We start from the raw sequence: 22,974 nt of genomic DNA, 5'->3' as shown, positions 1-22,974 counted from the left end.
CCGGCCCGTTCAGGTCAGCTCGCGCCGAGGTCGCTCAGTGCCCGCTCCGCGCCGCGGTGCAGCGGCACCGGGTCGGTCTTGCGGGCGTTGCCCAGCTCGATGCCCTTCGCCGCCGGGTTCGCCTGGGCCAGGGCGTCCTTGGACTCGAACACCGTCCGGGTGATCGCGCAGGCCACGTCGGCGTCGAGGTTGTCCCGCACCAGCAGCACGTTCGGCACCACGATGGTGGGCACGTCGGCCGGGGTCCGGTAGATGTCCTTGCCGATGGTGCCCGCCTGGTACGCCGGGTTCAGCTCGGCCATCTTCGGCAGCAGCGGAGTGATGTCGACGAACTTCACCTTGTCGCCGGACGTGGTGAACAGGTCGGTGACCCCGCCGGTCGGCACGCCGCCGGACCAGAAGAAGCCGTCGATGCTGCCGTCCTTCATGCCGTCGACGGTCTTGGTGAGGTCCAGCCGCTGCGCCTGGACGTCCTTCGCCGGGTCCAGGCCGGCGGCGGTGAGCAGCCGGTTGGCGATGACCTCGGTGCCGGACTTCGGTGAGCCGGTGGAGATCTTCTTGCCCTTCATGTCGGCCACCGACGTGATGCCCGCGTCGGCCCGTACGACCACCTGGGTGTAGTTGTCGTAGATCCGGGCCAGCGCCTTGACCGGCTGCGGCGCGGTGAAGCTCCCCTTGCCCTGCACCGCGTTGACAGCGGTGTCGAACAGGGAGAACGCCACGTCGTACTGGCCGGCGACGAGCTGTTCGACGTTCTGCACCGAGGCGCCCGTCTCGGCGGCCGTCCCGGTGAGCTTGCCGTCGGTGGTCTTGCTCAGCTCACCGGCGAGCGCGTTGCCGACCACGTAGTAGACGCCGGTGGCGTTGCCGGTGGCGATACCGACCCGGGTGTCCTTGGTGACCTTGCAGCTGACCTCGCGGGCGGCGTCGTCCTTCGCCGCGCCGTCCTGACGGCCCCCGCAGCCGGCGGCACCGGCGGCGACCAGGACAAACGCCCCGACACCCGCCACTATCCTCGCGTCGATCCGTCCCACTCTCTCTCCTCCCCAAGATCCACGGATTCTTCGACCGCCGGGCGGCCGGCGTGCCCGGCGGCGCCACGTCGGACGTACACGCCCGCGACCGTGAGCGCGGCGAGCGCCGCGCCGATCGCCATGGGCAGCGGTTCCAGCCAGAGCAGGACCAGCCCGGCGATCGCGCCGAGGATCCGCTCCGGCGCGCCGGCCGGGCCCACGCCCGGCAGCCAGCCGCCGGCCGCGACCGCCAGCACCGCCACGCCGAGCGCGGAGACCAGGCCGGCCGTCACGATCCGCCCGGGCCCGCCGATGCCGAGCAGTCCGAGGCCGGTCGGCGTGATCACGAAGGCCAGCGGGATCAGGTACGCCGGCAGCGCGTACCGCAGGGTCTGCCACATGGTCGGCACCAGGCGGCCGCCGGTGACCGCGGCGGCGGCGACCGCGGCGAGCGCGGTCGGCGGCGAGACCTCGGACAGCACCGCGAAGTAGAAGACGAACATGGCCGCGGCGGGCGCCTCGACACCCAGGTTCAGCAGCGCCGGGCCGATGATCACCCAGCCGATGACGAAGGACGCGGTGACCGGCACGGCGAGGCCCAGCAGGCTGAGCGCGACGGCGGCGAGCACCGCGGTCAGCGCCAGCACCACGGCGGGCTCCGAGCTGACCGCCTGCGCGCCGCTGATCAGCAGCGAGGCGGCCTGCGGCCCGAGCCCGGTCTTCGTGGTGGTGGCGGTGATGATGCCGGCCGCGGCGCACACGGCGCTCACCGCGAGCACCCCGCGTACGCCGTCGCGCAGCGCCGCCACCAGCCGGGCCGGCGTGAGGCGGTGCCGCCGGTCCAGGAAGGACAGCGCCGCCGCGATCACGGTGGCGACGACCACCGCCCGCATCGCCGACGCGCCGAGCGCCAGCACCACGATGATCACGAGGAGCGAGAGGAAGTGGTAGCCGAAACGGGCCAGCAACCGCCAGGCCGAGCCGCTGTCGATGACCACCGGACGGACCCCGGAACGCCGCGCGTCGATCTCGACCGAGAACAGGATGCCCAGGTAGTAGAGGATCGTCGGCACCGTGGCCCAGCCGAGCACCTGCAGGTAGGACACGCCCAGGTACTCGGCGATGATGAACGCCGCCGCGCCGAGCGTGGGCGGGGACAGGATCGCCCCGACACCGGCGGCGGCCAGCATGCCGCCCGCGCGCTCGGCCGGGTAGCCGGCGCGGCGCAGGATCGGCCAGGTCACCGCGCCGATGCTGACGGTGGTGGCGGCGCCGGAGCCGGAGACCGTGCCGAGCAGGAAACCCGAGGCGACGGCGGTGCGCCCGGCGGCGGTACGGGAGCGGCGGAACGCGGCGGCGGACAGCTCCACGAAGAACCGGCCCGCGCCGGACAGGTCGAGCACCGCGCCGTAGATGGTGAACAGCACGATGTAGGAGGCGGCGACGTCCAGCGGCGTGCCGTAGAAGCCGCTGTCGGAGTTGTAGAACGCGTCGACCAGCTGCGCGAAGTCGAGCCCCGCGTGCGCCACCGGCCAGGACTGCGGCAGCAGCCCGCCGTAGTAGCCGTACCCGAGGAACAGCACGCAGACCGCCGGCAGGATCCACCCGGTGGTACGTCGGCACGCCTCCAGCAGCAGGAGCAGCAGCCCGGTGCCGAACGCCACGTCCAGCGGATCCAGCAGGCCCTGCCGGTCCAGGAAGGCGTCGTACCCGCCGCCGCCCGCACCGACGGCGACCGGCAGCACCGGGTAGAGGCAGACCACGAGCGCCGCGAGCGCCAGCAGCCAGTCCACGGGCGTGGGTCCGCGCCGGTCGTCCACGTCGACCGCGTCGGCCTCGGTGCGTCGCATCCGCACCCCCGAGGGGTACGCGAGGAACACCATCGGCAGGACGCCGGCGAGGAAGAAGATGAGGTAGTACTTGCTGCCCTGGGCCAGCGGGAAGAACACCTGCCAGAGCGTCAGCAGCCCGACCGCGACGGTGACGCCGGTGAACAGGAAGCCGACTCCGCCGGCGAGGACCCGTCCCGGCTTCTCCTCCTCGAACCGGGCGGCCAGTTCCCGGGCGTCCTGCTGGGCCTGATCCGGGGCGTCGTGCGTCTCGGCCGGAGTGTGGTCCTCGGTGTGGTGCGGCATGGCCCGGCTGTGGTGGTGCGTCTCGCCCGGCCCGTCGTCGGACCACTCCGGACCGGCGACGACGCCCTGGTCCGGCGGGAGCGGCACCACCTCGGCGTCCACATCGGACCCCGGTCGTCCGCCGGACGGCGGCCGGGGTTTCGGGGGAGTCGCGTCGGAGGGGCGAACGGGCGGCACGAGGGGGCACGATACGCGAATTGCGCGCGCGTTGGGAACATTGCTTAACGTGATTGCAATGAGTGACGGTAATTGGGGTGACGCGCTCCGGCGGACGCTTCTTGAATCTCTTTCGTAATTGCGCGATCAAGGACTTCGGCAATGCCTTCCGGTGGTCGACCGGGCGCCTTTCCAACGATGAATGGCGAGTCACGGGAGCCGGTGGCGGTTACGGATAGTGCAGCGCGACCGACTGCTGTCGCAGGCCCTGTCGGCCCTCGGCGGTGCCGGCGCCGACCGGCGTCGGCAGTACGTGCTCCGGTGCCCGGAAGCCCATGATCGAATTCATTCCGCCGAGGTCGCGGGCTCCTTCGTCATGACGACGCCGCCACTGCGGCACAGTGGCTGTGCCGGGTGCCGCCGCCGATTCCACCGCGCACGCGCCGCCGGCGGATCGGACGGGTGGAACGCCGTGGGTGTCTCCGCCCCCGTTTGGCACCCATCACGTTCCACTCGTCGTGACGGTTGTCGAGATCTTGGGCGAGTTGTTGTCCGCTCCGGGCGGCGGGCGCCGAGATCTCCGGTCGAGTGCGTCGCGCTGTCGTGACGGGGTGCGGCGCCGGCGGGCTTTGCTCTGCAGCCACCCGCGCGGCAGCCACGCTGCGTAACCATGAGCGCCGATGGATGCAGAGCGAGGCGGCGGGAAACGCGGACGGCCGCGATGGGCGTGAGTGGCCGCCTCGGGGGCAGGGGCGTCGGGCGAGTCTGCCGTTTTCGCGGGTGGTGGTTATGGCCGCCGTCGTCAGGGCATGTCGTCTGACGACGCGACGACGAGGAGGTGCCATGGCCGCCGACGAGGCTCCCGCCCGTGACGGGCGCGACCGCACGGAGCCGGTGGGCCCGGACGACGGTCCGGACAGCCCGACCGACCTGACCGCGACGGGCTGGATGGCGACGCTCAAGCGGACCGTCCGGGAGTTCCAGGACGACAGCCTGACCGACTGGGCCGCCGCGCTCACCTACTACGGCGTGCTCTCCATCTTCCCCGGCGTGCTGGTGCTGATCTCGCTGCTCGGCCTGCTCGGTGACCGGGCCACGGAGGGGGTCCGGGACACCGTCGGCCAGGCGGTGCCGGAGGAGAACATCCGCAAGATCATCGAGAGCGCGATCGACCAGGCCGGCCAGTCCGGCGGGCTGGCCAGCATCGCGGCCGTCATCGGTCTGGTCGCGGCCTTCTGGTCCGCCTCCGGCTACATCGCCGCGTTCATGCGCGCCTCGAACAGCATCTACGACGTGCCGGAGGGGCGGCCGATCTGGAAGACGCTGCCGGTACGCCTCGGCGTGACCGCGGTGATCGGCGTGATGCTGCTGATCAGCGCCGTGATCGTGGTGTTCACCGGCGGCCTGGCCGAGCAGGCCGGAAACGCGATCGGGCTCGGCTCGACCGCCGTCACGGTGTGGAACATCGCCAAGTGGCCGGTGTTGCTGGTGCTGGTGAGCCTGATGTTCGCGATCCTCTACTGGGCCTCGCCGAACGCCCGGCACGGCGGCTTCCGCTGGGTCAGCCCCGGCGGCGTGCTCGCGGTGGTGCTCTGGCTCGTGGTGTCCGGCCTCTTCGCGCTCTACGTCAGCAACTTCGGCTCGTACAACAAGACGTACGGCGCGGTGGCCGGCGTGATCATCTTCCTGGTCTGGCTCTGGCTGAGCAACGTGGCCATCCTGCTCGGCGCGGAGTTCGACGCCGAGCTGGAGCGCAGCCGGGCCATCGCGGCCGGCCACCCGGCCGACGAGGAGCCCTACGTGGAGTTGCGCGACGACCGCAAGCTGCGCAAGAAGGGCAATGCCTCCTCCCACCACTGACCGCTGACCGCACCTCGCCGCCCCGCCCGGATGCGCCCGGGCGGGGCGGCGCGTTTTTCTGGCCCGGCACCTCTTTTGTTCGTATGGACAAAAGTTTGCATCAGGCGTGCCGAAGCTATGGACATGCGACCCGGAAGGCTCCTACTGTGTCGGACACAACACACATCGCCATGGTCGATGTGACGGACTTCCGATGCGGAGGTGACTGCCGGTGCGGACGGTCGACCCCCTGCACGTACGGCTCCTGCGGCTGCTCCGGGACGAGGGCGCGGTGTCCCGCGCCGAACTCGGCGACCGCCTCCAGATGCCCCGCCCGCGCCTGCTCGCCGAGCTGGAACGGCTCGTCTCCCTCGGGTACGTGGCCGAGGCCGGGCTGGCCGCCTCCCGGGGCGGGCGGCGCTCCACCCTGGTCGAGCTGAGCCCGCACCTGCGGTTCGCCGCCGTCGACCTGGGCGCCAGCTCGATCGACGTGGAGGTGGTCAACGGCCGGCTGGAGCCGGTGGCCGCCTACACCGAGACCGCCGACATCCGCTCCGGCCCGAAGGTGACGCTCCAGCGCGTCAACGAGCTGCTGCACAAGGCCAAGGTGGACGGCGCGTACGAGCGGCTCGACGCGGTCGGCATCGGCGTACCGGGGCCGGTGAGCTTCCGCGACGGCGTGCCGGTCTCCCCGCCGATCATGCCGGGGTGGGACCGGTTCCCGGTCCGCGAGCTGCTGACCCGGGAGCACGGCTGCCCGGCGGTGGTGGACAACGACGTCAACATCATGGCGATCGGGGAGCGGCACGGCGGCGTGGCCCACTCGGTCGACGACTTCCTGTTCATCAAGATCGGCACCGGCATCGGCTGTGGCATCTACCTGCACGGCGAGGTCTACCGGGGCACCGACGGCTGCGCCGGGGACATCGGCCACATCCAGGTCGACCCGAACGGCCCGATGTGTTCCTGCGGCAACGTCGGCTGTCTGGAGGCGGTGTTCAGCGGCGCCGCGCTGGCCCGCGAGGCGACTGTCGCGGCCCGCACCGAGGTCTCCCCGGCGCTGGCCGAGCGGTTCGCCGTCCGGGGTGTGGTGAGCGCGCTGGACGTGGCGCAGGGGGCGATCGAGGGGGACGTCTCCTGCATCCAGCTCATCCGGGACGGCGGCCGGCGGGTCGGCAGCGTACTGGCCGGGCTGGTCAGCTTCACCAACCCGTCGATGATCGTGATCGGCGGCGGACTGGCCCAGCTCGGCCACATCCTGCTCGCCGAGATCCGCAGCGTGGTCTACCGCCGTTCGCTGCCGCTGGCCACCGGCAACCTGCCGGTCGTCCTGTCCGAACTGGGCCCGCGCGCCGGCGTCGCCGGCGCCGCCGTGCTCGCCAGCGACCTCGCGTTCGGAGAAGCAGCATGAGCGACACCGGGAAACCACTGGTCGAGGCGCCCGCGGACGCCGTCGCGGGCGAGGTGGTCCTGCGCCTCACCGACGTCGTCAAGACGTTCCCGGGGGTACGCGCGCTCGACGGCGTGCAACTGGAGGTACGCGCCGGCGAGGTGCACTGCCTGCTGGGGCAGAACGGCGCCGGCAAGTCCACGCTGATCAAGGTGCTGGCCGGGGTGCATCGGCCGAACTCCGGCGAGGTCGTGTGGCGGGGCGAGCCGGCGTCGTTCGCCAACCCGCAGGCCGCCATGCGCGCCGGCATCGCCACCATCTACCAGGAACTCGACCTGGTCGACGACCTGTCGGTGGCGGAGAACGCGTTCCTCGGCCACGAGCCGCGCCGGTTCGGCTTCGTCCGGCGGGGGCACATGGCCCGGCGTACCCGGCAGATCCTGGCCCGGCTCGGCCACCCGGAGATCCCTCCGGGGCGGCTGGTGCGGCACCTGCCGGCCGCCGGCAAGCAGATCGTCAGCATGGCGCGGGCGCTCTCCCACGAGGCCCGGCTGATCATCATGGACGAGCCGAGCGCGGTGCTGGCCCACGACGAGGTGGCGAACCTGTTCCGGATCATCCGGGAACTCACCGCGCAGGGCATCGCTGTCATCTACATCTCGCACCGGCTGGAGGAGATCCGCGAGATCGGCGACCGGGTCACCGTACTCAAGGACGGCCGGACCACGGCGGCGAGCCTGCCGGCCCGCGAGACGCCGACCCGCGACCTGGTCGCCCGGATGACCGGGCGGACCATCGAGTACGTCTTCCCGCAGCGCCCGGCCGACCACGGGGGTGGCGCGGAGCTGCTGCGGGTGGACGGGCTGACCCGGCCCGGCGAGTTCGCCGACGTCTCGCTCCGGGTCCGGGCGGGAGAGATCGTCGGCATCGCCGGGCTGGTCGGCTCGGGCCGGTCGGAGCTGCTGGAGACCATCTTCGGCGCGCGCCGGGCGCACGCCGGGACGGTCCGGGTGAACGGCCGGACGCTGCGTCCCGGCAGTGTGGGCGCGGCGGTACGGGCCGGGATGGGCATGGCGCCGGAGGAGCGCAAGAGCCAGGCGCTGCTGCTCGGTGAACCGATCTACCGCAACGTCACGCTCGCCACGTTCGGCAGGTACGCCCGCCTCGGGTTCACCGACGCCGGGCGGGAACGCGCCGAGGCGGACCGGATCGCCGAGTCGCTGGAGCTGCGGCCCCGCGACGTACGGCGGCCGGTGCGCACGCTGTCCGGCGGCAACCAGCAGAAGGTGGTGGTCGGCCGGTGGCTGCTCGGTGACACCCGGCTGCTGCTGCTCGACGAGCCGACCCGGGGCGTGGACGTGGGCGCCCGGGCCGAGCTTTACCAGGTGATCCGCGATCTGGCCGCCCGGGGCGTCGGGGTGCTGCTGGTCTCCAGCGAGGTGCCCGAGGTGCTGGGCCTGGCCGACCGGGTGCTGGTGATGCGGGAGGGCCGGGTGGTCCGCGAGGCGCCGGCCGGCGAACTGGACGAGAACACCGTGCTCGACCTCGTCATGGCGGGGTCCCTCATGGAAGGCGCACCGGCATGAGCGATGTAACCGAATCCGCCCTGCCCGCGCAGTCGCCGCCGGTGGAGCGGACGGAGACCGCCAAGGTCGACGCGCCGGCGAAGCTCTCCTGGTGGCGCGGCGACGGCGGGGAGGGCGTCAAGCGCAACCTCGGCCTGCTCGCCACGCTCGTCGTGCTGGTGGTCATCGGCATCCTGACCCGCCCCGACCTCTACGGCGACCCGAACTGGGTGTGGGGCAACACGCTCACCATTCTCAAGCTCGCCTCGGTGGTCGGCGTGGTCACCGTCGGCATGACCTTCGTGATCATCGGCGGCGGCATCGACCTGTCGGTCGGCGCGATCGTCGCGCTGGCCGGGGTCTGGTGCACCACTGTCGCCACGCAGAGCTACGGCGCGGGCGGCATGATCTTCACCGCGCTGACCGTCGGGCTCGCCGTCGGCGTGGTGAACGGGCTGCTCGTGTCGTACGGGCGGCTGGTGCCGTTCATCGCCACGCTGGCGATGCTCGTCGCCGCCCGAGGGCTGGCGGCGGAGATCTCCGACAAGCAGACCCAGGTGTCGGGCAACACGTTCATCAACGGCATCGCCAGCACGAACGTGCTCGGCATCCCGCTGCTGGTCTACATCCTGGTGGCGGTGGTGGCGGCCGGCTGGGTGCTGTTGAACCGGACCACGTTCGGCCGCCGTACGGTGGCGGTCGGCGGCAACCCGGAGGCGGCCCGGCTCGCCGGCATCAACGTGCGCCGGCACACCGTGCTCCTCTACGCGCTGTCCGGCCTGTGCTGCGGTATCGCCGCGGTCATGCTGACCGCGCAGGCCACCTCCGCGCAGGCGGCGATGGCCAACCTCTACGAGCTGGACGCGATCGCCGCCGCGATCATCGGCGGCACGCTGCTCAGCGGCGGGCGGGGCACGATCATCGGCTCCCTGCTCGGGGTGATCATCTTCTCCACGATCACCAACCTGTTCGCCATCAACAACCTCTCCGCCGAGGCCCAGAACATGGTCAAGGGCGGCATCATCGTCGCCGCCGTCCTGGTCCAGCAGGTGCAGTTCGGCAGCCTCACCCAGTTCCTCGCCCGCAACCGGGCCACCACCACCTGACCCCACCCGCGCGCACCCCGGCTGCCGTCGTACCGACTGCGGTCCGGCCCGCCACACCCGAAACCACCCCACCACCTCATCCCAGGAGGCGTCATGAGAACACCGCGCCATGACCTGTCCCGCCGCCGGCTGCTCTTCGGCGGGGCCGCGGTCTCCGCCGGGGTGCTGCTCGCCGGTTGCACCAGCAACGAGCAGAGCCCGACCGAGGCACAGACCAAGGCGGCCGGTTCCGGCGCCAACACCGAGCCGGGCAAGAAGGTGACCATCGGCTTCTCCGCCCCGGCCGCCGACCACGGCTGGATCGCCGCCATCACGAACAACGCCAAGGCGCAGGCCGGGGCGTACCAGGACGTGGAGCTGAAGTCGGTCGAGGCCGGCGCGGACGCGGCGGCCCAGCGGGCGGCGCTGTCCACGCTGATCTCGCAGAAGCCCGACGTGATCGTGCTGCTGCCGCACGACGGCAAGGAACTCAACGCGTTCGGCCTGGAGGCGATGAAGGCCGGCATCCCGGTGGTGAACCTGGACCGGGCCTTCCCGGACGCGCGCGCCTACCGGTGCCAGATCAAGGGCGACAACTACGGCATGGGGGTGGCCGCCGCCACGTACATCGCCGAGCAGCTCAAGACCAAGGGCGTGAGCAACCCGGTGATCGGCGAGATCCCCGGCATCGAATCGCTGGAGCTGACCCAGGAACGGTCCAAGGGGTTCGCCGACACGCTCGCCTCGTACGGGTTCAAGGTCGCCAACCGGCGCCCCGCCGAGTTCACAGTCGACTCCGGGCAGCAGGCCGCCACCGGCCTGTTCCAGGCGCTGCCGAAGATCGACGCGGTCTGGAACCACGACGACGACCAGGGCATCGGCGTGCTCGCGGCGGTCAACCAGGCCAACCGCAAGGAATTCATCATGGTCGGCGGCGCCGGCTCCAAGAAGGCCATGGAGGACATCGCCGCCGACAACACGGTCCTCAAGGCCACAGTCACCTACAGCCCGTCGATGGCCTCCTCGGCCATCTCCCTGGCCCGCCTGATCGGCCAGGGCAAGGGCATGTCCGACCTGGTCGAACTCCAGGTACCGAAGGAGATCGTGCTCGCCTCCGAGACGATCACCAAGGAGAACGCGAGCGACTACCTGAAGCTCGGGTTCTGACACACGGGGGGAGACCCACCTTGTCCAGTCACGACAGCATCCTGCGGGTCGGCATGGTCGGCTACGCGTTCATGGGCGCCGCGCACTCCCAGGCGTGGCGCACCGTGAACCGGGTGTTCGACCTGCCGTCCCGGGTACGGATGGCGCTCGTCTGCGGCCGGGACGAGCCGAAGGTGGCCGAGGCCGCCGACCGGCTCGGCTGGGACGGCTACACCACCGACTGGCGGCGGCTCGTCGAGTCCGACGAGATCGACGTGGTCGACATCTGCACGCCGGGGGACAGCCACCGCGAGATCGCGCTCGCCGCGCTCGCCGCGGGCAAGCACGTGCTGTGCGAGAAGCCGCTGGCGAACAGCGTCGCCGAGGCCCGCGAGATGACCGGGGCCGCGGCCCGGGCCCGCGAGTCCGGGGTACGCGCGATGTGCGGCTTCAACTACCGGCGGGTGCCCGCTGTCGCCCTGATGCGGCAGCTGGTGGCCGACGGGCGGATCGGCGAGATCCGGCACGTCCGGGCGGTCTACCTCCAGGACTGGATCGTCGACCCGCAGTTCCCGCTGGTGTGGCGGTTGCAGAAGGACAGGGCGGGCTCCGGCGCGCTCGGTGACATCGGCGCGCACATCATCGACCTGACCCAGTACGTCACCGGTCAGCTCGTCAGCGGTGTCAGCGCGCTGACCGAGACGTTCGTCCGCCAGCGGCCACTCGTCGCCGGGTCGAGCGGCCTGGCCGCGCAGGCCGACGGCAACGGCAGCGCCATGGGCCAGGTGACGGTGGACGACGCGGCGGTGTTCGTGGCCCGGCTCGACGGGGGAGCGCTCGCCACGTACGAGGCGACCCGGTTCGCCACCGGCCGCAAGAACGCCCTGCGGGTCGAGATCAACGGCTCGCGCGGCAGCGTCGTGTTCGACCTGGAACGCCTCAACGAGCTGGAGTTCCTGGACGCCACCCGGCCCGCCGCCGAGCAGGGCTTCAGCCGGATCCTGGTGACCGAGCCGGACCATCCGTACCTGGGTGCGTGGTGGCCGCCCGGCCACATCATCGGCTACGAGCACTCCTTCACCCACCAGGCGCGCGACTTCGTCGAGGCGGTCGCCACCGGCGCCGACCCGGCCCCGTCGTTCGCCGACGCGCTGCAGGTCCAGCTCGTGCTCGACGCGGTGACCCGCTCGGCCGAGCGGGCCGCCTGGACGGAGGTGGAGCCAGCGCTGGCCGAAGCGTCCGCCTGATCCGAGGCGGGCCAGGCCCGCCCGACACTCACCGGCGCCGGCTGGCGAGGGCCCGCCGCGGTTGCGCCCCGCGGCGGGGACGAGGCCGGCTCCGGGGAGCGTGCCGCCGGTGTCCGCCGGCACGACCAGCACGGCCCTCCGGTGCGGCCGGACCGGGATTCCCCGGCCGCACCGGTGGACCGGCCTTACCTGGGGAGGTAGCGCGAATGCGTACGGGTGTCTGGCTGGTGGGCGCGCGCGGCTCGGTCGCCACCACCGCCGTGGTCGGCGGGCTGGCCCTGCGGGCCGGGCTCACCGCGCCGACCGGATGCGTGACCGAGCTGCCCGACCTGCGCGGGCCCGCCCTGCCGGGCTTCGCCGATCTCGTCTTCGGCGGCCACGACGTGGTCGCCACCCCGCTGACCAAACGCGCCGAGGCGCTCGCCGCCGCAGGCGTGCTGCCCGCCCGGCTGGCCGACGCCGTCGCGCCGGACCTGGCCGCCGTCGAGGCGGCGCTGCGACCCGCGCCGGCCGAGGGCGACCAGGGCGAGCGGATCGCCGCCGTGGTGCGCGACCTGACCGGGTTCCGCACTCGGCACGGGCTGGACCGGGTGGTGGTGGTCAACGTCGCCGCCACCGAGCCGGCGCCCGCACCGCACCCGGCCTACCACGACCTGGCCACGCTGCGCGACGCGCTGACCGGCCCGGCCGGCGTGCTGCCGCCCAGCTCTGCCTACGCGTACGCGGCGTTCACCGCCGGCTGCCCGTACGTGGACTTCACCCCGTCCACCGGCGCCCGCCTGCCGGCCCTGGCCGCGCTCGCCGCCGAACGCGGGCTGCCGTACGCCGGGCACGACGGCAAGACCGGCGAGACGCTGCTCAAGTCGGTGCTCGCGCCGATGTTCGCGATGCGGCACCTGGCCGTGCGCTCCTGGTCCGGCACGAACCTGCTCGGCGGCGGCGACGGCGCCACGCTCGCCGACCCGGCCGCCAACGCCGCCAAGGTCGGCAGCAAGCAGCGGGTGCTCGCCGAGACGCTCGGCTACCTGCCCCAGGGCCACACCCGGATCGAGTACGTCGAGGAACTGGGCGACTTCAAGACCGCCTGGGACCTGATCACGTTCGCCGGTTTCCTCGGCACCGGCATGCGGATGGAGTTCACCTGGCACGGCTGCGACTCGGCGCTCGCCGCGCCGCTCGTGCTGGACCTGGCCCGGCTCACCGCCGCCGCGCACGCCGCCGGCCGCCACGGCCCGCTGACCGAGCTGGCGTTCTTCTTCAAGGACCCGCTCGGCGCGACCGCCCACGCGCTCGGCGAGCAGTGGACGGTGCTGCGGGACTTCGCCGCCGGCCTGCACGCCCGGGTGACGCCGTGACCCGCCTGGCCGACCTGGCCGAGCTGGTCCGGGCGCCGGCCGCGCTCTCCGTACCCGGGGACGTGCTGTCCGGCGCCGCCGCGGCCGGATCGCTGGACCGCCGGACGCCCGCCCTGGCCGGCGCGTCGGTGCTGCTCTACTGGGCCGGGATGGCCGCCAACGACTGGGCGGACCGGCGGCTGGACGCGGTCGAACGGCCGGAGCGGCCGATCCCGTCCGGCCGGGTGCGCCCGTCCGTGGCGCTCGGCGTCGCGTCCGGCCTCACCGCCGCCGGGCTCGCGGTCGCCACCGCCGCCGGGGGCCGCCGGGCGGCGGCGGTCGCGCTCCCACTCGCGGCCACCATCTGGGGGTACGACCTGCGCGCGAAGAACACCGCCGCCGGCCCGGCGGTGATGGCCGCCTGCCGTGGGCTGGACGTGCTGCTCGGCGCGTGCGGCGGCCGGGTGGTCCGGGCGCTGCCCGCAGCGCTCACCGTCGCCGCGCACACCTGGACGGTGACCGCGCTGTCCCGCCGCGAGGTGACCGGCGCGGACCGGCGTCTGCCGGGCCTCACGCTGGCCGGCACCGCGCTGATCGCGTTCACCACCCCGGCCCGGCCCACCGTGTTAAGCGGGGCCCCCTCCTCTACCGGATGCGTTAAGAGGGGGCCCTTCCTTCGGCTCGGGGAGCTGGTGCCGGCGGTGCTCGCGGCCGGGTACGCCGTCCGGTACGGCCGGGCGCAGGCCCGGGTGCTCGCCGATCCGTCACCGGCCCGGGTGCGCGCCGCCGTCGGGGCCGGGATCACCGGGCTGCCCGCCTTGCAGGGTTCGCTCACCGCCCGCGCCGGGGCGCGGCTGCTCGGCCTCGCCGTGGCCGGCGCCGCCCCGCTCGGCCGCCGCCTGGCCCGACTGATCTCCCCGACATGACCGCCGCCGACCCGCTGCCCGGCCCGGGCGCGCTGCGTTTCGGGTACGGCACCAACGGCTTCGCCAACCACCGCCTCGGTGACGCGCTCGCTGTTCTCGCCGACCTCGGCTACCAGGGTGTCGCGCTCACCCTGGACCACGACCACCTGGACCCGTTCGCCCCCGGCCTGGTCCGCCGGGTGGCCGCCGTGCGCCGCCGGCTGGACGCGCTCGGGCTGGCGGTGGTGGTCGAGACCGGCGCCCGCTACCTGCTCGACCCCTGGCACAAGCACGCGCCGACGCTGCTGCACGACGACCCGGCCCGGCGGGTGGAGTTCCTGCGCCGGGCCGTGCGGATCGGCGCCGACCTGGGCGCGGAGGCGGTCTCCTTCTGGGCCGGCGTACGCCCGCCCGGCGTACCGCCCGACGTCGCCGCCGACCGCCTCGTAGCGGGCTGCGCGACGGTGTGCGCCGAGGCGGCGGAGGCGGGCGTGCCGCTGGGCTTCGAACCGGAGCCGGGCATGTTCGTCGAGGACATCGCCGGGTGGCGGCGGCTGCGCGAGGCGCTCGGCGCGCCGCCCGGCTTCGGCATCACGCTCGACATCGGGCACTGCCGGTGCCTGGAGCCGCTGCCGGTGCCGCGGTGCGTGTCCGAGGTCGCCGCGCACCTGGTCAACGTGCAGATCGACGACATGCGCCGAGGCGTGCACGAACACCTGGAGTTCGGCGCCGGCGAGATCGACTTCCCGCCGGTGCTGCGTGCCCTGGCCGACGCCGGCTACCGCGGGCTGGTGGCGGTGGAGTTGCCCCGGCACTCGCACGCGGCCCCGGCCGTCGCCGCCCGCTCACTGGACTTCCTGCGCGCCGCCGCCTCGCGCGGCGAGGGGCGGTGACCCACCACCTTCCACCCGGCAGAGGGGAGACGGCATGACACCCGACCGACTGCGCGCCGCGCTTCGGGGCGTACCCGATCCGCAGTGGCTGGACGCGGCGCTGCGCCGCGTCGCGACCGAACCCACGGCGATCGAACGGTTCTTCGCCACCGCCGCCCGGCGGTGCGGTCGCGGGCCGCTGCCCGACCCGCCCGGCTGGACGGCCGACGAGGCGGCCCGCGCGCTGCTGCTGACCACGCTGCCGAACGGCCACGCCGCCGCGGCCGAGACGCTCTACCGGCAGGGCGACGCCGCCGAGAAACGCGCCGTGCTGCGCGCGCTGCCGCTGCTGCCCATCGGCGCGGAGTGCGTGCCGCTGCTGCACGACGCGATCCGCACAAACGACACCCGGCTGGTCGCCGCCGCGCTGGGCCCGTACGCCCGGCACCTGGAGCAGCCGGCCTGGCGGCAGGCGGTGCTCAAGTGCGTGTTCACCGGCGTGCCCCTGGCGGTCGTCGACGACCTGCCGGAGCGGGCCGACGGCGAGCTGGCCCGGATGCTCGCCGCGTACGCCGCCGAGCGGCACGCCGCCGGCCGGACCATGCCCGACGACGCGGCCGACCTGCTGCGCCGGCTGACCATCCCCACCCCGGAGGCGTGACATGCGCATCTTCGACCCGCACATCCACATGACGTCCCGCACCACCGACGACTACGAGCGGATGGCCGCCGCCGGGGTCCGCGCGCTGGTCGAGCCGGCGTTCTGGCTGGGCCAGCCGCGCACCAGCGTGGACAGCTTCGTGGACTACTTCGACTCGCTGATCGGCTGGGAGCCGTTCCGGGCCGGGCAGTTCGGCATCCGGCACCACGCCACAGTGGCGCTCAACCCGAAGGAGGCGAACGACCCGCGCTGCCGCCCGGTGCTCGACCTGCTGCCCCGCTACCTGGACAAGGACGGCGTGGTGGCCGTCGGTGAGATCGGCTACGACGCGATGACGCCGGCCGAGGACGCCGCGCTGGCCGGGCAGCTCGCCCTGGCCGTCGCGTACGACCTGCCCGCGCTGGTGCACACGCCGCACCGGGACAAGGCACGCGGCGTACGGCGCACGCTCGACGTGGTCGCCGAGTCGGACATCGCGCCGGAACGGGTGCTCGTCGACCACCTCAACGAGGTGACTGTGGGGCTGGTCCGGGACACCGGCTGCTGGCTGGGCTTCTCCATCTACCCGGAGACGAAGATGTCGCCGCCGCGCATGGTCGAGCTGCTGAAGCGGTACGGGACCGAGCGGATGCTGGTCAACTCGGCCGCCGACTGGGGGCGGTCGGACCCGCTGCTGACCCGGGCCACCGGGGAGGCGATGCAGCTGGCCGGGTTCAGCGCCGACGACGTGGACCGGGTGCTGTGGCGCAACCCGGTCGAGTTCTACGGCCAGTCCGGCCGGCTCGACCTGACCGCCCTGGAGGCGAGCGACCCCACCTTCGCCGGCAACTCGATACTGCGCGGAGGCGAATGATGCGGCTGCGCCACGCCGACGGCACGACCGTCCATCTCGGCTACTGCACGAACGTCCACCCGGCCGAGGACCTGCCCGGCATCGTCGCCCAGCTCGACACGTACGCGGTAGCGGTGCGCCGGGCGCTCGGCGCCGACCTGCTCGGGCTCGGGCTCTGGCTGGCCGCGCCGGTGGCCGCCGCGCTCGCCGCCGACCCGGCGGCCCGCCGCCGGCTGCGTCACGAGCTGACGGTACGGGGCCTGGAGGTGGTCACGCTCAACGGCTTCCCGTACGCCGCGTTCCAGGCCCCGGTGGTCAAGGGCGCGGTGTACCACCCGGACTGGACCACGCCGCAGCGCTCGGCGTACACGCTGGACCTGGCCCGGGTGCTGGCCGACCTGCTGCCCGACGACGCGGTCCACGGGTCGGTCTCGACGCTGCCGCTGGCCTGGCGTACGCCGTGGGACACCGCGCGCGCCGCGACCGCCCGGCGCCGGCTCGACGCGCTGGCCGACGGGCTGGCCGCGGTGCAGCGGGAGACCGGCCGGGTGATCCGGGTCGGCTTCGAGCCGGAACCCGGCTGCCTGGTGGAGTCGACGGGACAAGCACGCGAGGTATTCTCAGCCATGGATACCGACCGGCTCGGGATCTGCCTGGACCTCGCACACCTGGCGTGCGCCTGGGAGCAGCCGGCGGATGCCCTGGCCGGGCTGCGTGCCGCCGGTCTCCCCGTGGTGAAGGTCCAGGTGTCCGCCGCCGTCGAGGCGCCCGATCCGGTCGGGGCGGGCGCGGCGTTGCGCCGCTTCGTCGAGCCGAGGTTCCTGCACCAGACCCGCGCAGCCGGTTGCGCCGGCGCCGCCGATCCGGCCGATCCGGCGTACGCGGCCGACGACCTCGACGCCGCGCTCGACGCGCGGCTGCCCGGTGCCTGGCGGGTGCACTACCACGTGCCGCTGCACGCCCCGCCCGAACCGCCGCTGCGCTCCACGGTGCCGGTGCTGCGGGAGGCGCTCGCCGCGCTGTTCGCCGGTCCGGTCGCGGGCTGCGACCACCTCGACGTCGAGACGTACACCTGGGGGGTGCTGCCGGAGGCGCGGCGGCCGCGCGGCGACGCGGAGCTGGCCGCCGGCATCGCCGCCGAGCTGGCCTTCGCCCGCGACGAGCTGACCGCGCTCGGGCTGGCGCCGACGGCGGTGATGTCCTCGTGAGCGCGAGGAGTGAGCCGGTCCTGCGAGCCCCGCAGTCGCGAACGAAGGCCGGCACCGCATGAGCCGGCGGCTGGTGGTGCTCGACGTGGTCGGGCTGACCCCGCGGCTGCTGGCGCACATGCCCCGGCTGCGCGCGGTGGCCGACGCCGGGTTCGCCGCCGAGCTGGGCACCGTGCTGCCGGCGGTGACCTGCTCGGCGCAGTCCACGTTCCTCACCGGCGAGCTGCCCGCCGGGCACGGCGTGGTGGGCAACGGCTGGTACTTCCGCGACCTGGGCGAGGTGCTGCTCTGGCGGCAGCACAACGCGCTGGTCGGCGGCGAGAAGGTGTGGCAGGCGGCCCGCCGCGTCGAGCCGGGCTACCGGGTCGCGAACGTCTGCTGGTGGTACGCGATGGGCGCGGACGTGGACTGGACCGTCACGCCGCGCCCGGTCTACCACGCCGACGGGCGCAAGGAGCCGGACTGCTGGACCGACCCGCCGCGGCTGCGGGACACGCTCACCGACGCGCTCGGCACGTTCCCGCTGTTCAGCTACTGGGGCCCGGGCGCGGGGCTGCCGTCCTCGGCGTGGATCAGCCGGGCCGCGCAGCGGATCCTGGCCGACCACGCCCCCGACCTGACCCTTGTCTACCTGCCGCATCTGGACTACGACCTGCAACGCTTCGGTCCGTCCGGGCCGGAGGCCGCCGCCGCGGCGGCGGAGCTGGACACCGTGCTCGGCCCGCTGCTGGACGCGGCCCGTGATCGGGACGCTACTGTGGTGGCGTTGTCCGAGTACGGCATCACCGACGTGTCCCGCCCGGTGGACGTGAACCGGCTGCTGCGCGCCGAAGGATTGCTGCGGGTCTACACCCAGGCCGGGATGGAATACCTCGACCCGTGGACGTCACGGGCGTTCGCGGTGGCCGACCACCAGGTGGCACACGTCTACGTCCGGGATCCGGCGGACGTGCCGGCGGTGGCGAAGCTCTGCGCGGCGCTGCCCGGCGTGGCCGAGGTGCTGGACGCCGCCGGGCAGGCCGGGTACGGCCTGGACCATCCCCGCTCGGGCGAGTTGGTGCTGGTGGCCGAGCCGGACGCCTGGTTCACCTACTACTACTGGCTGGACGACGCGCGGGCACCCGACTTCGCGCGGCTGGTGGAGATCCACCGTAAGCCGGGCTACGACCCGGCCGAGCTGTTCTTCGATCCGGCCGCTCCGGGCGCGGCGAAACGTCGTGCGGCGGTGGCGCTGGCGCGCAAGAAGCTCGGCCTGCGCTATCTGATGAACGTGGTCGGGCTGGACGCCGGGGCGCGGGCGGTGCGTGGTTCGCACGGGCGCCTGCCGGCCGATCCGGCGGACGGCCCGGTGCTGCTCTGCTCCGACCCGGCCGCGATCCGGCCCCGGGTGGAGGCGATCGATGTGAAGGCGTTGTTGCTGGAACTCGCCGGATTGGCCTGGGAGGCACCATGACCGTGACCGTCGCACCGACCGACCCGGCCCTGCTTCGGGGCCGTTTCGACGCCGAGCTCGCCGCGTTCCTGGACGCGAGAGGGCCGGGTCGGCCGGACGACGGTACGGGGACTGTTCACTCCGCTTTGCGCCGGTTCGTGCTGGCCGGTGGGAAGCGGCTGCGACCGCTGTTCTGCTACTGGGGCTGGCGGGGCTTCGGCGGCCCGGACGAGCGGCCGATCGTGGTGGCCGCGGCGTCGCTGGAGCTGTTCCACGCGTTCGCGCTGATCCACGACGACATCGTGGACCGCAGTGACCGCCGCCGGGGAGCGCCCACGCTGCACCGCTTCTTCGCCGACCTGCACGAGCGGTCCGGCTGGCGCGGCGACCCGGCGGCGTACGGCCGGCAGGCGGCGGTGCTCTGCGGGGACCTCTGCGCCACCTGGTCGGCGCAGATGTTCCACGGCTGCGGGTTGCCGCCCGAGCGGCTGCGCGGCGGGCAGGTCCTGCTGGCCCGGATGCGCTCGGAGGTGATCGCGGGGGAGTACCTGGACGTGGTCGCGGCGGCCGGGGACGGTTCGGTGGCGAGCGCGCTCGCCGTGGTGCGGCTGAAGACGGCCCGTTACACGGTGACCCGTCCGGTGCAGATCGGCGCCGCGCTGGCCGGCGCGACGCCGGCGGAGGTGGCGGCGCTGGCCGGGTTCGGCGATCCCCTCGGGGACGCGTTCCAGCTCCGCGACGACGTCCTCGGCGTCTTCGGCGATCCGGCGGTGACCGGAAAGTCCAATCTGGACGACCTGCGCGAGGGCAAGCCGACGGTGCTGCTGGCGCTGGCCCGGGCGTCCGCCTCCCCGGCCGGGGTGGCCCGGCTGCGCGAGCTGGTCGGCGATCCGGCGCTGGATCAGGCGGGCGCCGCCGAGGTGCGGGGCATCGTCGAGGAGTCCGGCGCCCGGGAGGCGGTGGAGCGGATGATCCGTACCCGGGCCGACGCGGCAGTGGTCGCGCTGGACGCGGTGGGGCTCGCGGAGCCGGCCCGGCGGGTGCTCGCCGCGCTCGTGGAGCGGGCTGTCGACCGCCGCGAGTGACACCTACTTTTGTCGGGTGGCGGCGAAAGTGTAAGCCGATCGATCAGAAGCTATGGACAGGCTGATCGAAAGGTTTTAATGTCGTGCACAGTACCTAGCTGACCCGACGAGGCGATCCGCCCCCGTACCGCCCGCCTCGCCGAGGCGCAGCATCCCCCGCTCGGCATCCGGCGCGACGCGCGCCCGGTCCTGGCTGCGCGCGTCAGGAAGGGACAGCACAGCATGTCCAGCCACCACCACCCCCGTGCCCGACGACCGTTCGCCGCTGCCGCAGCGCTGCTGCTCGCGGCCACCGCCGGCACCGTCACAGCGGCCGCGGCGCCCGTCCCGGCGTCCGCCCACCCGATCACGGCGAGCGACTTCCAGCAGGTCGAACTCGCCCGCGGCGTCGCCGAGACCGGCGAACCGATGTCCCTGGCGGTGCTGCCCGACCGGTCGGTCCTGCACACCGCCCGCAACGGCACGCTGCGCCGCACCGACGCGGCCGGCGTCACCACAGTCATCGGCACGCTGCCGGTCTACACCCACGACGAGGAGGGGCTGCAGGGCGTCGGTGTCGACCCCGGCTTCGCCTCCAACCGGCACATCTACCTCTACTACGCGCCGCCGCTGTCCACCCCCGCCGGCGACGCGCCCGCCACCGGCACCGACTTCTCCGCCTGGCAGGGCGTCAACCGGCTGTCCCGGTTCACGCTCAACGCCGACTTCACGCTCAACCAGGCCAGCAAGGTCGACGTGCTCGACGTACCGGCCGACCGGGGGCTGTGCTGCCACGTCGGCGGTGACATCGACTTCGACGCCGCCGGCAACCTCTACCTGTCCACCGGCGACGACACCAACCCGTTCGACTCGGCCGGATACGCGCCGATCGACGAGCGCACCAACCGCAACCCCGGGTACGACGCGCAGCGCAGCGCCGGCAACACCAACGACCTGCGGGGCAAGATCCTGCGGATCAAGGTGAACGCCAACGGCACGTACTCGATCCCGGCCGGCAACCTCTTCGCGCCCGGCACCGCGCGGACCCGCCCGGAGATCTACGCGATGGGCTTCCGCAACCCGTTCCGGATCAGCGTCGACAAGGCCACCGGCGTCGTCTACGTGGGCGACTACGGGCCGGACGCCGGCACCACCACCGCCCGCGGCCCGTCCGGGCAGGTCGAGTTCAACCGGGTCACCGGGCCCGGCAACTACGGCTGGCCGTACTGCACCGGCACCAACACGGCCGCCGAGACGTACGCCGAGTGGGACTTCGCCACCGGCACCGCCGGACCGAAGTACAACTGCACGGGCGGGCCGACGAACAACTCGTTCCGCAACACCGGCCTGACCACGCTGCCGGCGGCGAAGCCGTCCTGGATCCGCTACGCCGGTGACGCGGGCAGCCCGCCCGAGTTCGGCGGCGGCTCCGAGTCGCCGATGGGCGGTCCGGTCTACCGGTACGACGCGGCGAACCCGTCCACCACCAAGTTCCCGCAGTCGTTCGACGGGCAGTTCTTCGCCACCGAGTTCGGCCGGGGCTGGATCAAGCCGATCCACGTCAACGCGGACGGCTCACCCGGCACCATCGACAGCTTCCCGTGGACCGGCAAGCAGGTGATGGACTCCGCGTTCGGCCCGGACGGGGCGTACTACGTGCTCGACTACGGCACCGGCTACTTCAACGGCGACGCCAACTCGGCGCTGTACCGCTTCGACTACCTGGGCGGCGCCAACCGCGCCCCGGTGGCCCGCGCCGCCGCCGACCGGACCTCCGGCGCCGCGCCGCTCGCGGTGGCCTTCTCCTCGGCCGGCTCGTCCGACCCGGAGGGCGGCGCGCTCACGTACGCCTGGACGTTCGGCGACGGCGGCACCTCCACCGCGGCGAACCCCTCGCACACCTACACCGCCAACGGCAGGTACACCGCCACGCTCACGGTGCGCGACCCGCAGGGCGCCACCGGCACCGCCAGCGTGACGATCACCGTCGGCAACACCGCCCCGACTGTGGTCATCGAGACACCCGGCAACGGCAAGCTGTTCTCCTTCGGCGACACCGTGCCGTTCCGGATCACCGTCACCGACCCGGAGGACGCGACCATCGACTGCACGAAGGTCAAGATGACCTACGTGCTCGGCCACGACCAGCACGGCCACCAGATCACCTCGGCGACCGGCTGCACCGGCTCGATCGCCGTACCCGTCGACGGTGAGCACGACGACGCGGCGAACATCTTCGCGGTCTTCGACGCCGAGTACACCGACTCCGGCGGCCTCACCACGCACACCCAGCACACACTCCAGCCCCGGCACCGGCAGGCCGAGCACTTCAAGACCTCGTCCGGGATCAACACGTTCGACAAGGCCACCGCCGAGGGCGGCAAGACCGTCGGCGACATCCACAACGGAGACTGGATCGCGTTCCAGCCGTACCTGCTCGCCGACGCCACCGGGTTCACCGCCCGGGTGTCGTCCGCCGGGGCCGGCGGCACGCTCCAGGTACGGGCCGGCTCGGCCACCGGCGCCGTGCTCGGCTCGGCCACCGTCCCGGTCACCGGCGCCTGGGACACGTTCACCACAGTCACCGGCACGATCGCCAATCCGCCGGCCGGCACCACCACGCTCTATCTGACGTTCGCCGGTGGCACCGGGGCGCTCTACGACCTGGACGCGTTCACGCTCACCACGTCGGCCGTGCGCACCGGCCCGGTGAAGGGCCTGGCCGGCAAGTGCCTGGACGTGCGCAACGCCGCCACCGCCGACGGCACCCAGATCCAGCTCTACACCTGCAACGGCACGACGGCGCAGTCGTGGACCGTGACGCCGAACGCCACGGTGAAGGCGCTCGGCAAGTGCCTGGACGTGTCCGGCGGGGCCAGCGCGGACGGCACGAAGATCCAGCTCTACGCGTGCAACGGCACCGGCGCGCAGAACTGGTCGGCGCAGGCCGACGGGACGCTGCGCAACCCGCAGTCGGGCAAGTGCCTGGACGTGTCCGGCAACAACTCGGCCGACGGCACGGCGGTGCACCTGTGGACCTGCACGGGTGCGGCCAACCAGAAGTGGACGCTGCCGTGAGGTGGGAAGGAA

The 22,974-nt window shown here is 73.2% G+C and carries 17 protein-coding genes; 15 read left to right on the top strand and 2 right to left on the bottom strand.

Annotation, left to right across the window (positions count from 1 at the left end; all coding sequences use genetic code 11):
* Positions 1 to 14 precede the first annotated feature (14 nt).
* Both DQE82_RS11740 and DQE82_RS11735 read right to left on the bottom strand, forming a co-directional pair.
* Positions 15 to 1,034: a TAXI family TRAP transporter solute-binding subunit gene (locus DQE82_RS11740; protein ID WP_104115035.1), complete on the bottom strand. Its 1,020-nt coding sequence runs from the start codon at positions 1,032 to 1,034 to the stop codon at positions 15 to 17.
* A complete protein-coding gene (locus tag DQE82_RS11735) occupies positions 1,010 to 3,250 on the bottom strand; it encodes a TRAP transporter fused permease subunit (protein ID WP_113972662.1) in 2,241 nt (746 codons plus the stop codon). The genes DQE82_RS11740 and DQE82_RS11735 overlap by 25 nt, the downstream gene beginning before the upstream one ends.
* Before the next feature lie 897 nt (positions 3,251 to 4,147).
* Between DQE82_RS11735 and DQE82_RS11730 the strand changes: the two genes are divergently transcribed.
* The 15 genes from DQE82_RS11730 to DQE82_RS11660 all read left to right on the top strand — a co-directional run bounded on the left by DQE82_RS11730 (position 4,148) and on the right by DQE82_RS11660 (position 22,962).
* The gene (locus DQE82_RS11730) at positions 4,148 to 5,164 is read left to right on the top strand and encodes a YihY/virulence factor BrkB family protein (RefSeq protein WP_043329080.1); all 1,017 of its coding nucleotides are present in this window, start codon (positions 4,148 to 4,150) and stop codon (positions 5,162 to 5,164) included.
* Between the two features lie 211 nt (positions 5,165 to 5,375).
* Complete coding sequence (locus DQE82_RS11725; RefSeq protein WP_064448161.1) at positions 5,376 to 6,554, top strand: ROK family protein; 1,179 nt, start codon at positions 5,376 to 5,378, stop codon at positions 6,552 to 6,554.
* Positions 6,551 to 8,119: a sugar ABC transporter ATP-binding protein gene (locus tag DQE82_RS11720; protein ID WP_113972661.1), complete on the top strand. Its 1,569-nt coding sequence runs from the start codon at positions 6,551 to 6,553 to the stop codon at positions 8,117 to 8,119. The genes DQE82_RS11725 and DQE82_RS11720 overlap by 4 nt, the downstream gene beginning before the upstream one ends.
* Positions 8,116 to 9,204, top strand: coding sequence for an ABC transporter permease (locus tag DQE82_RS11715; protein ID WP_043329086.1), 1,089 nt, complete (start codon positions 8,116 to 8,118; stop codon positions 9,202 to 9,204). The genes DQE82_RS11720 and DQE82_RS11715 overlap by 4 nt, the downstream gene beginning before the upstream one ends.
* Before the next feature lie 93 nt (positions 9,205 to 9,297).
* The gene (locus DQE82_RS11710; protein ID WP_043329088.1) at positions 9,298 to 10,350 is read left to right on the top strand and encodes a substrate-binding domain-containing protein; all 1,053 of its coding nucleotides are present in this window, start codon (positions 9,298 to 9,300) and stop codon (positions 10,348 to 10,350) included.
* A 53-nt stretch (positions 10,351 to 10,403) separates the two neighbouring features.
* Complete coding sequence (locus DQE82_RS11705) at positions 10,404 to 11,576, top strand: Gfo/Idh/MocA family protein (RefSeq protein ID WP_369830119.1); 1,173 nt, start codon at positions 10,404 to 10,406, stop codon at positions 11,574 to 11,576.
* Between the two features lie 206 nt (positions 11,577 to 11,782).
* Entirely contained in the window at positions 11,783 to 12,931 is a 1,149-nt protein-coding gene (locus DQE82_RS11700) for an inositol-3-phosphate synthase (RefSeq protein WP_113972660.1), read from the top strand.
* Positions 12,928 to 13,836 (top strand): SCO3242 family prenyltransferase, encoded by a 909-nt coding sequence (locus DQE82_RS11695; protein ID WP_113972659.1) that lies wholly within the window; start codon positions 12,928 to 12,930, stop codon positions 13,834 to 13,836. The genes DQE82_RS11700 and DQE82_RS11695 overlap by 4 nt, the downstream gene beginning before the upstream one ends.
* Positions 13,833 to 14,708, top strand: coding sequence for a sugar phosphate isomerase/epimerase (locus DQE82_RS11690; RefSeq protein WP_113972658.1), 876 nt, complete (start codon positions 13,833 to 13,835; stop codon positions 14,706 to 14,708). Before DQE82_RS11695 ends, DQE82_RS11690 begins: the two co-directional genes overlap by 4 nt.
* Positions 14,709 to 14,742: 34 nt before the next feature.
* Complete coding sequence (locus tag DQE82_RS11685; RefSeq protein ID WP_069088872.1) at positions 14,743 to 15,348, top strand: EboA domain-containing protein; 606 nt, start codon at positions 14,743 to 14,745, stop codon at positions 15,346 to 15,348.
* Position 15,349: 1 nt separating this feature from the next.
* Entirely contained in the window at positions 15,350 to 16,201 is an 852-nt protein-coding gene (locus DQE82_RS11680; protein WP_104115026.1) for a TatD family hydrolase, read from the top strand.
* Positions 16,201 to 17,388, top strand: coding sequence for a metabolite traffic protein EboE (eboE, locus tag DQE82_RS11675; RefSeq protein ID WP_113972657.1), 1,188 nt, complete (start codon positions 16,201 to 16,203; stop codon positions 17,386 to 17,388). The genes DQE82_RS11680 and eboE overlap by 1 nt, the downstream gene beginning before the upstream one ends.
* A gap of 58 nt (positions 17,389 to 17,446) precedes the next feature.
* Positions 17,447 to 18,841: an alkaline phosphatase family protein gene (locus DQE82_RS11670; RefSeq protein WP_113972656.1), complete on the top strand. Its 1,395-nt coding sequence runs from the start codon at positions 17,447 to 17,449 to the stop codon at positions 18,839 to 18,841.
* A complete protein-coding gene (locus tag DQE82_RS11665; protein ID WP_113972655.1) occupies positions 18,838 to 19,905 on the top strand; it encodes a polyprenyl synthetase family protein in 1,068 nt (355 codons plus the stop codon). Before DQE82_RS11670 ends, DQE82_RS11665 begins: the two co-directional genes overlap by 4 nt.
* Before the next feature lie 222 nt (positions 19,906 to 20,127).
* The gene (locus DQE82_RS11660) at positions 20,128 to 22,962 is read left to right on the top strand and encodes an RICIN domain-containing protein (RefSeq protein WP_113972654.1); all 2,835 of its coding nucleotides are present in this window, start codon (positions 20,128 to 20,130) and stop codon (positions 22,960 to 22,962) included.
* Positions 22,963 to 22,974 lie beyond the last annotated feature (12 nt).

The organism is Micromonospora sp. LHW51205 (genome assembly GCF_003315815.1).
Taxonomy (GTDB): Bacteria; Actinomycetota; Actinomycetes; order Mycobacteriales; family Micromonosporaceae; genus Micromonospora; species Micromonospora chalcea.
This window is presented reverse-complemented; position numbering and strand designations above follow the sequence as displayed.

Coding starts and splice junctions, on each gene's coding strand:
- DQE82_RS11680 (WP_104115026.1), top strand. CDS start 15,350: ATGCGCATCTTCGACCCGCACATCCACATGACGTCCCGCACCACCGAC.
- DQE82_RS11665 (WP_113972655.1), top strand. CDS start 18,838: ATGACCGTGACCGTCGCACCGACCGACCCGGCCCTGCTTCGGGGCCGT.
- DQE82_RS11710 (WP_043329088.1), top strand. CDS start 9,298: ATGAGAACACCGCGCCATGACCTGTCCCGCCGCCGGCTGCTCTTCGGC.
- DQE82_RS11660 (WP_113972654.1), top strand. CDS start 20,128: ATGTCCAGCCACCACCACCCCCGTGCCCGACGACCGTTCGCCGCTGCC.
- DQE82_RS11705 (WP_369830119.1), top strand. CDS start 10,404: ATGGTCGGCTACGCGTTCATGGGCGCCGCGCACTCCCAGGCGTGGCGC.
- DQE82_RS11670 (WP_113972656.1), top strand. CDS start 17,447: ATGAGCCGGCGGCTGGTGGTGCTCGACGTGGTCGGGCTGACCCCGCGG.
- DQE82_RS11685 (WP_069088872.1), top strand. CDS start 14,743: ATGACACCCGACCGACTGCGCGCCGCGCTTCGGGGCGTACCCGATCCG.
- DQE82_RS11690 (WP_113972658.1), top strand. CDS start 13,833: ATGACCGCCGCCGACCCGCTGCCCGGCCCGGGCGCGCTGCGTTTCGGG.
- DQE82_RS11700 (WP_113972660.1), top strand. CDS start 11,783: ATGCGTACGGGTGTCTGGCTGGTGGGCGCGCGCGGCTCGGTCGCCACC.
- DQE82_RS11720 (WP_113972661.1), top strand. CDS start 6,551: ATGAGCGACACCGGGAAACCACTGGTCGAGGCGCCCGCGGACGCCGTC.
- DQE82_RS11730 (WP_043329080.1), top strand. CDS start 4,148: ATGGCCGCCGACGAGGCTCCCGCCCGTGACGGGCGCGACCGCACGGAG.
- DQE82_RS11715 (WP_043329086.1), top strand. CDS start 8,116: ATGAGCGATGTAACCGAATCCGCCCTGCCCGCGCAGTCGCCGCCGGTG.
- eboE (WP_113972657.1), top strand. CDS start 16,201: ATGCGGCTGCGCCACGCCGACGGCACGACCGTCCATCTCGGCTACTGC.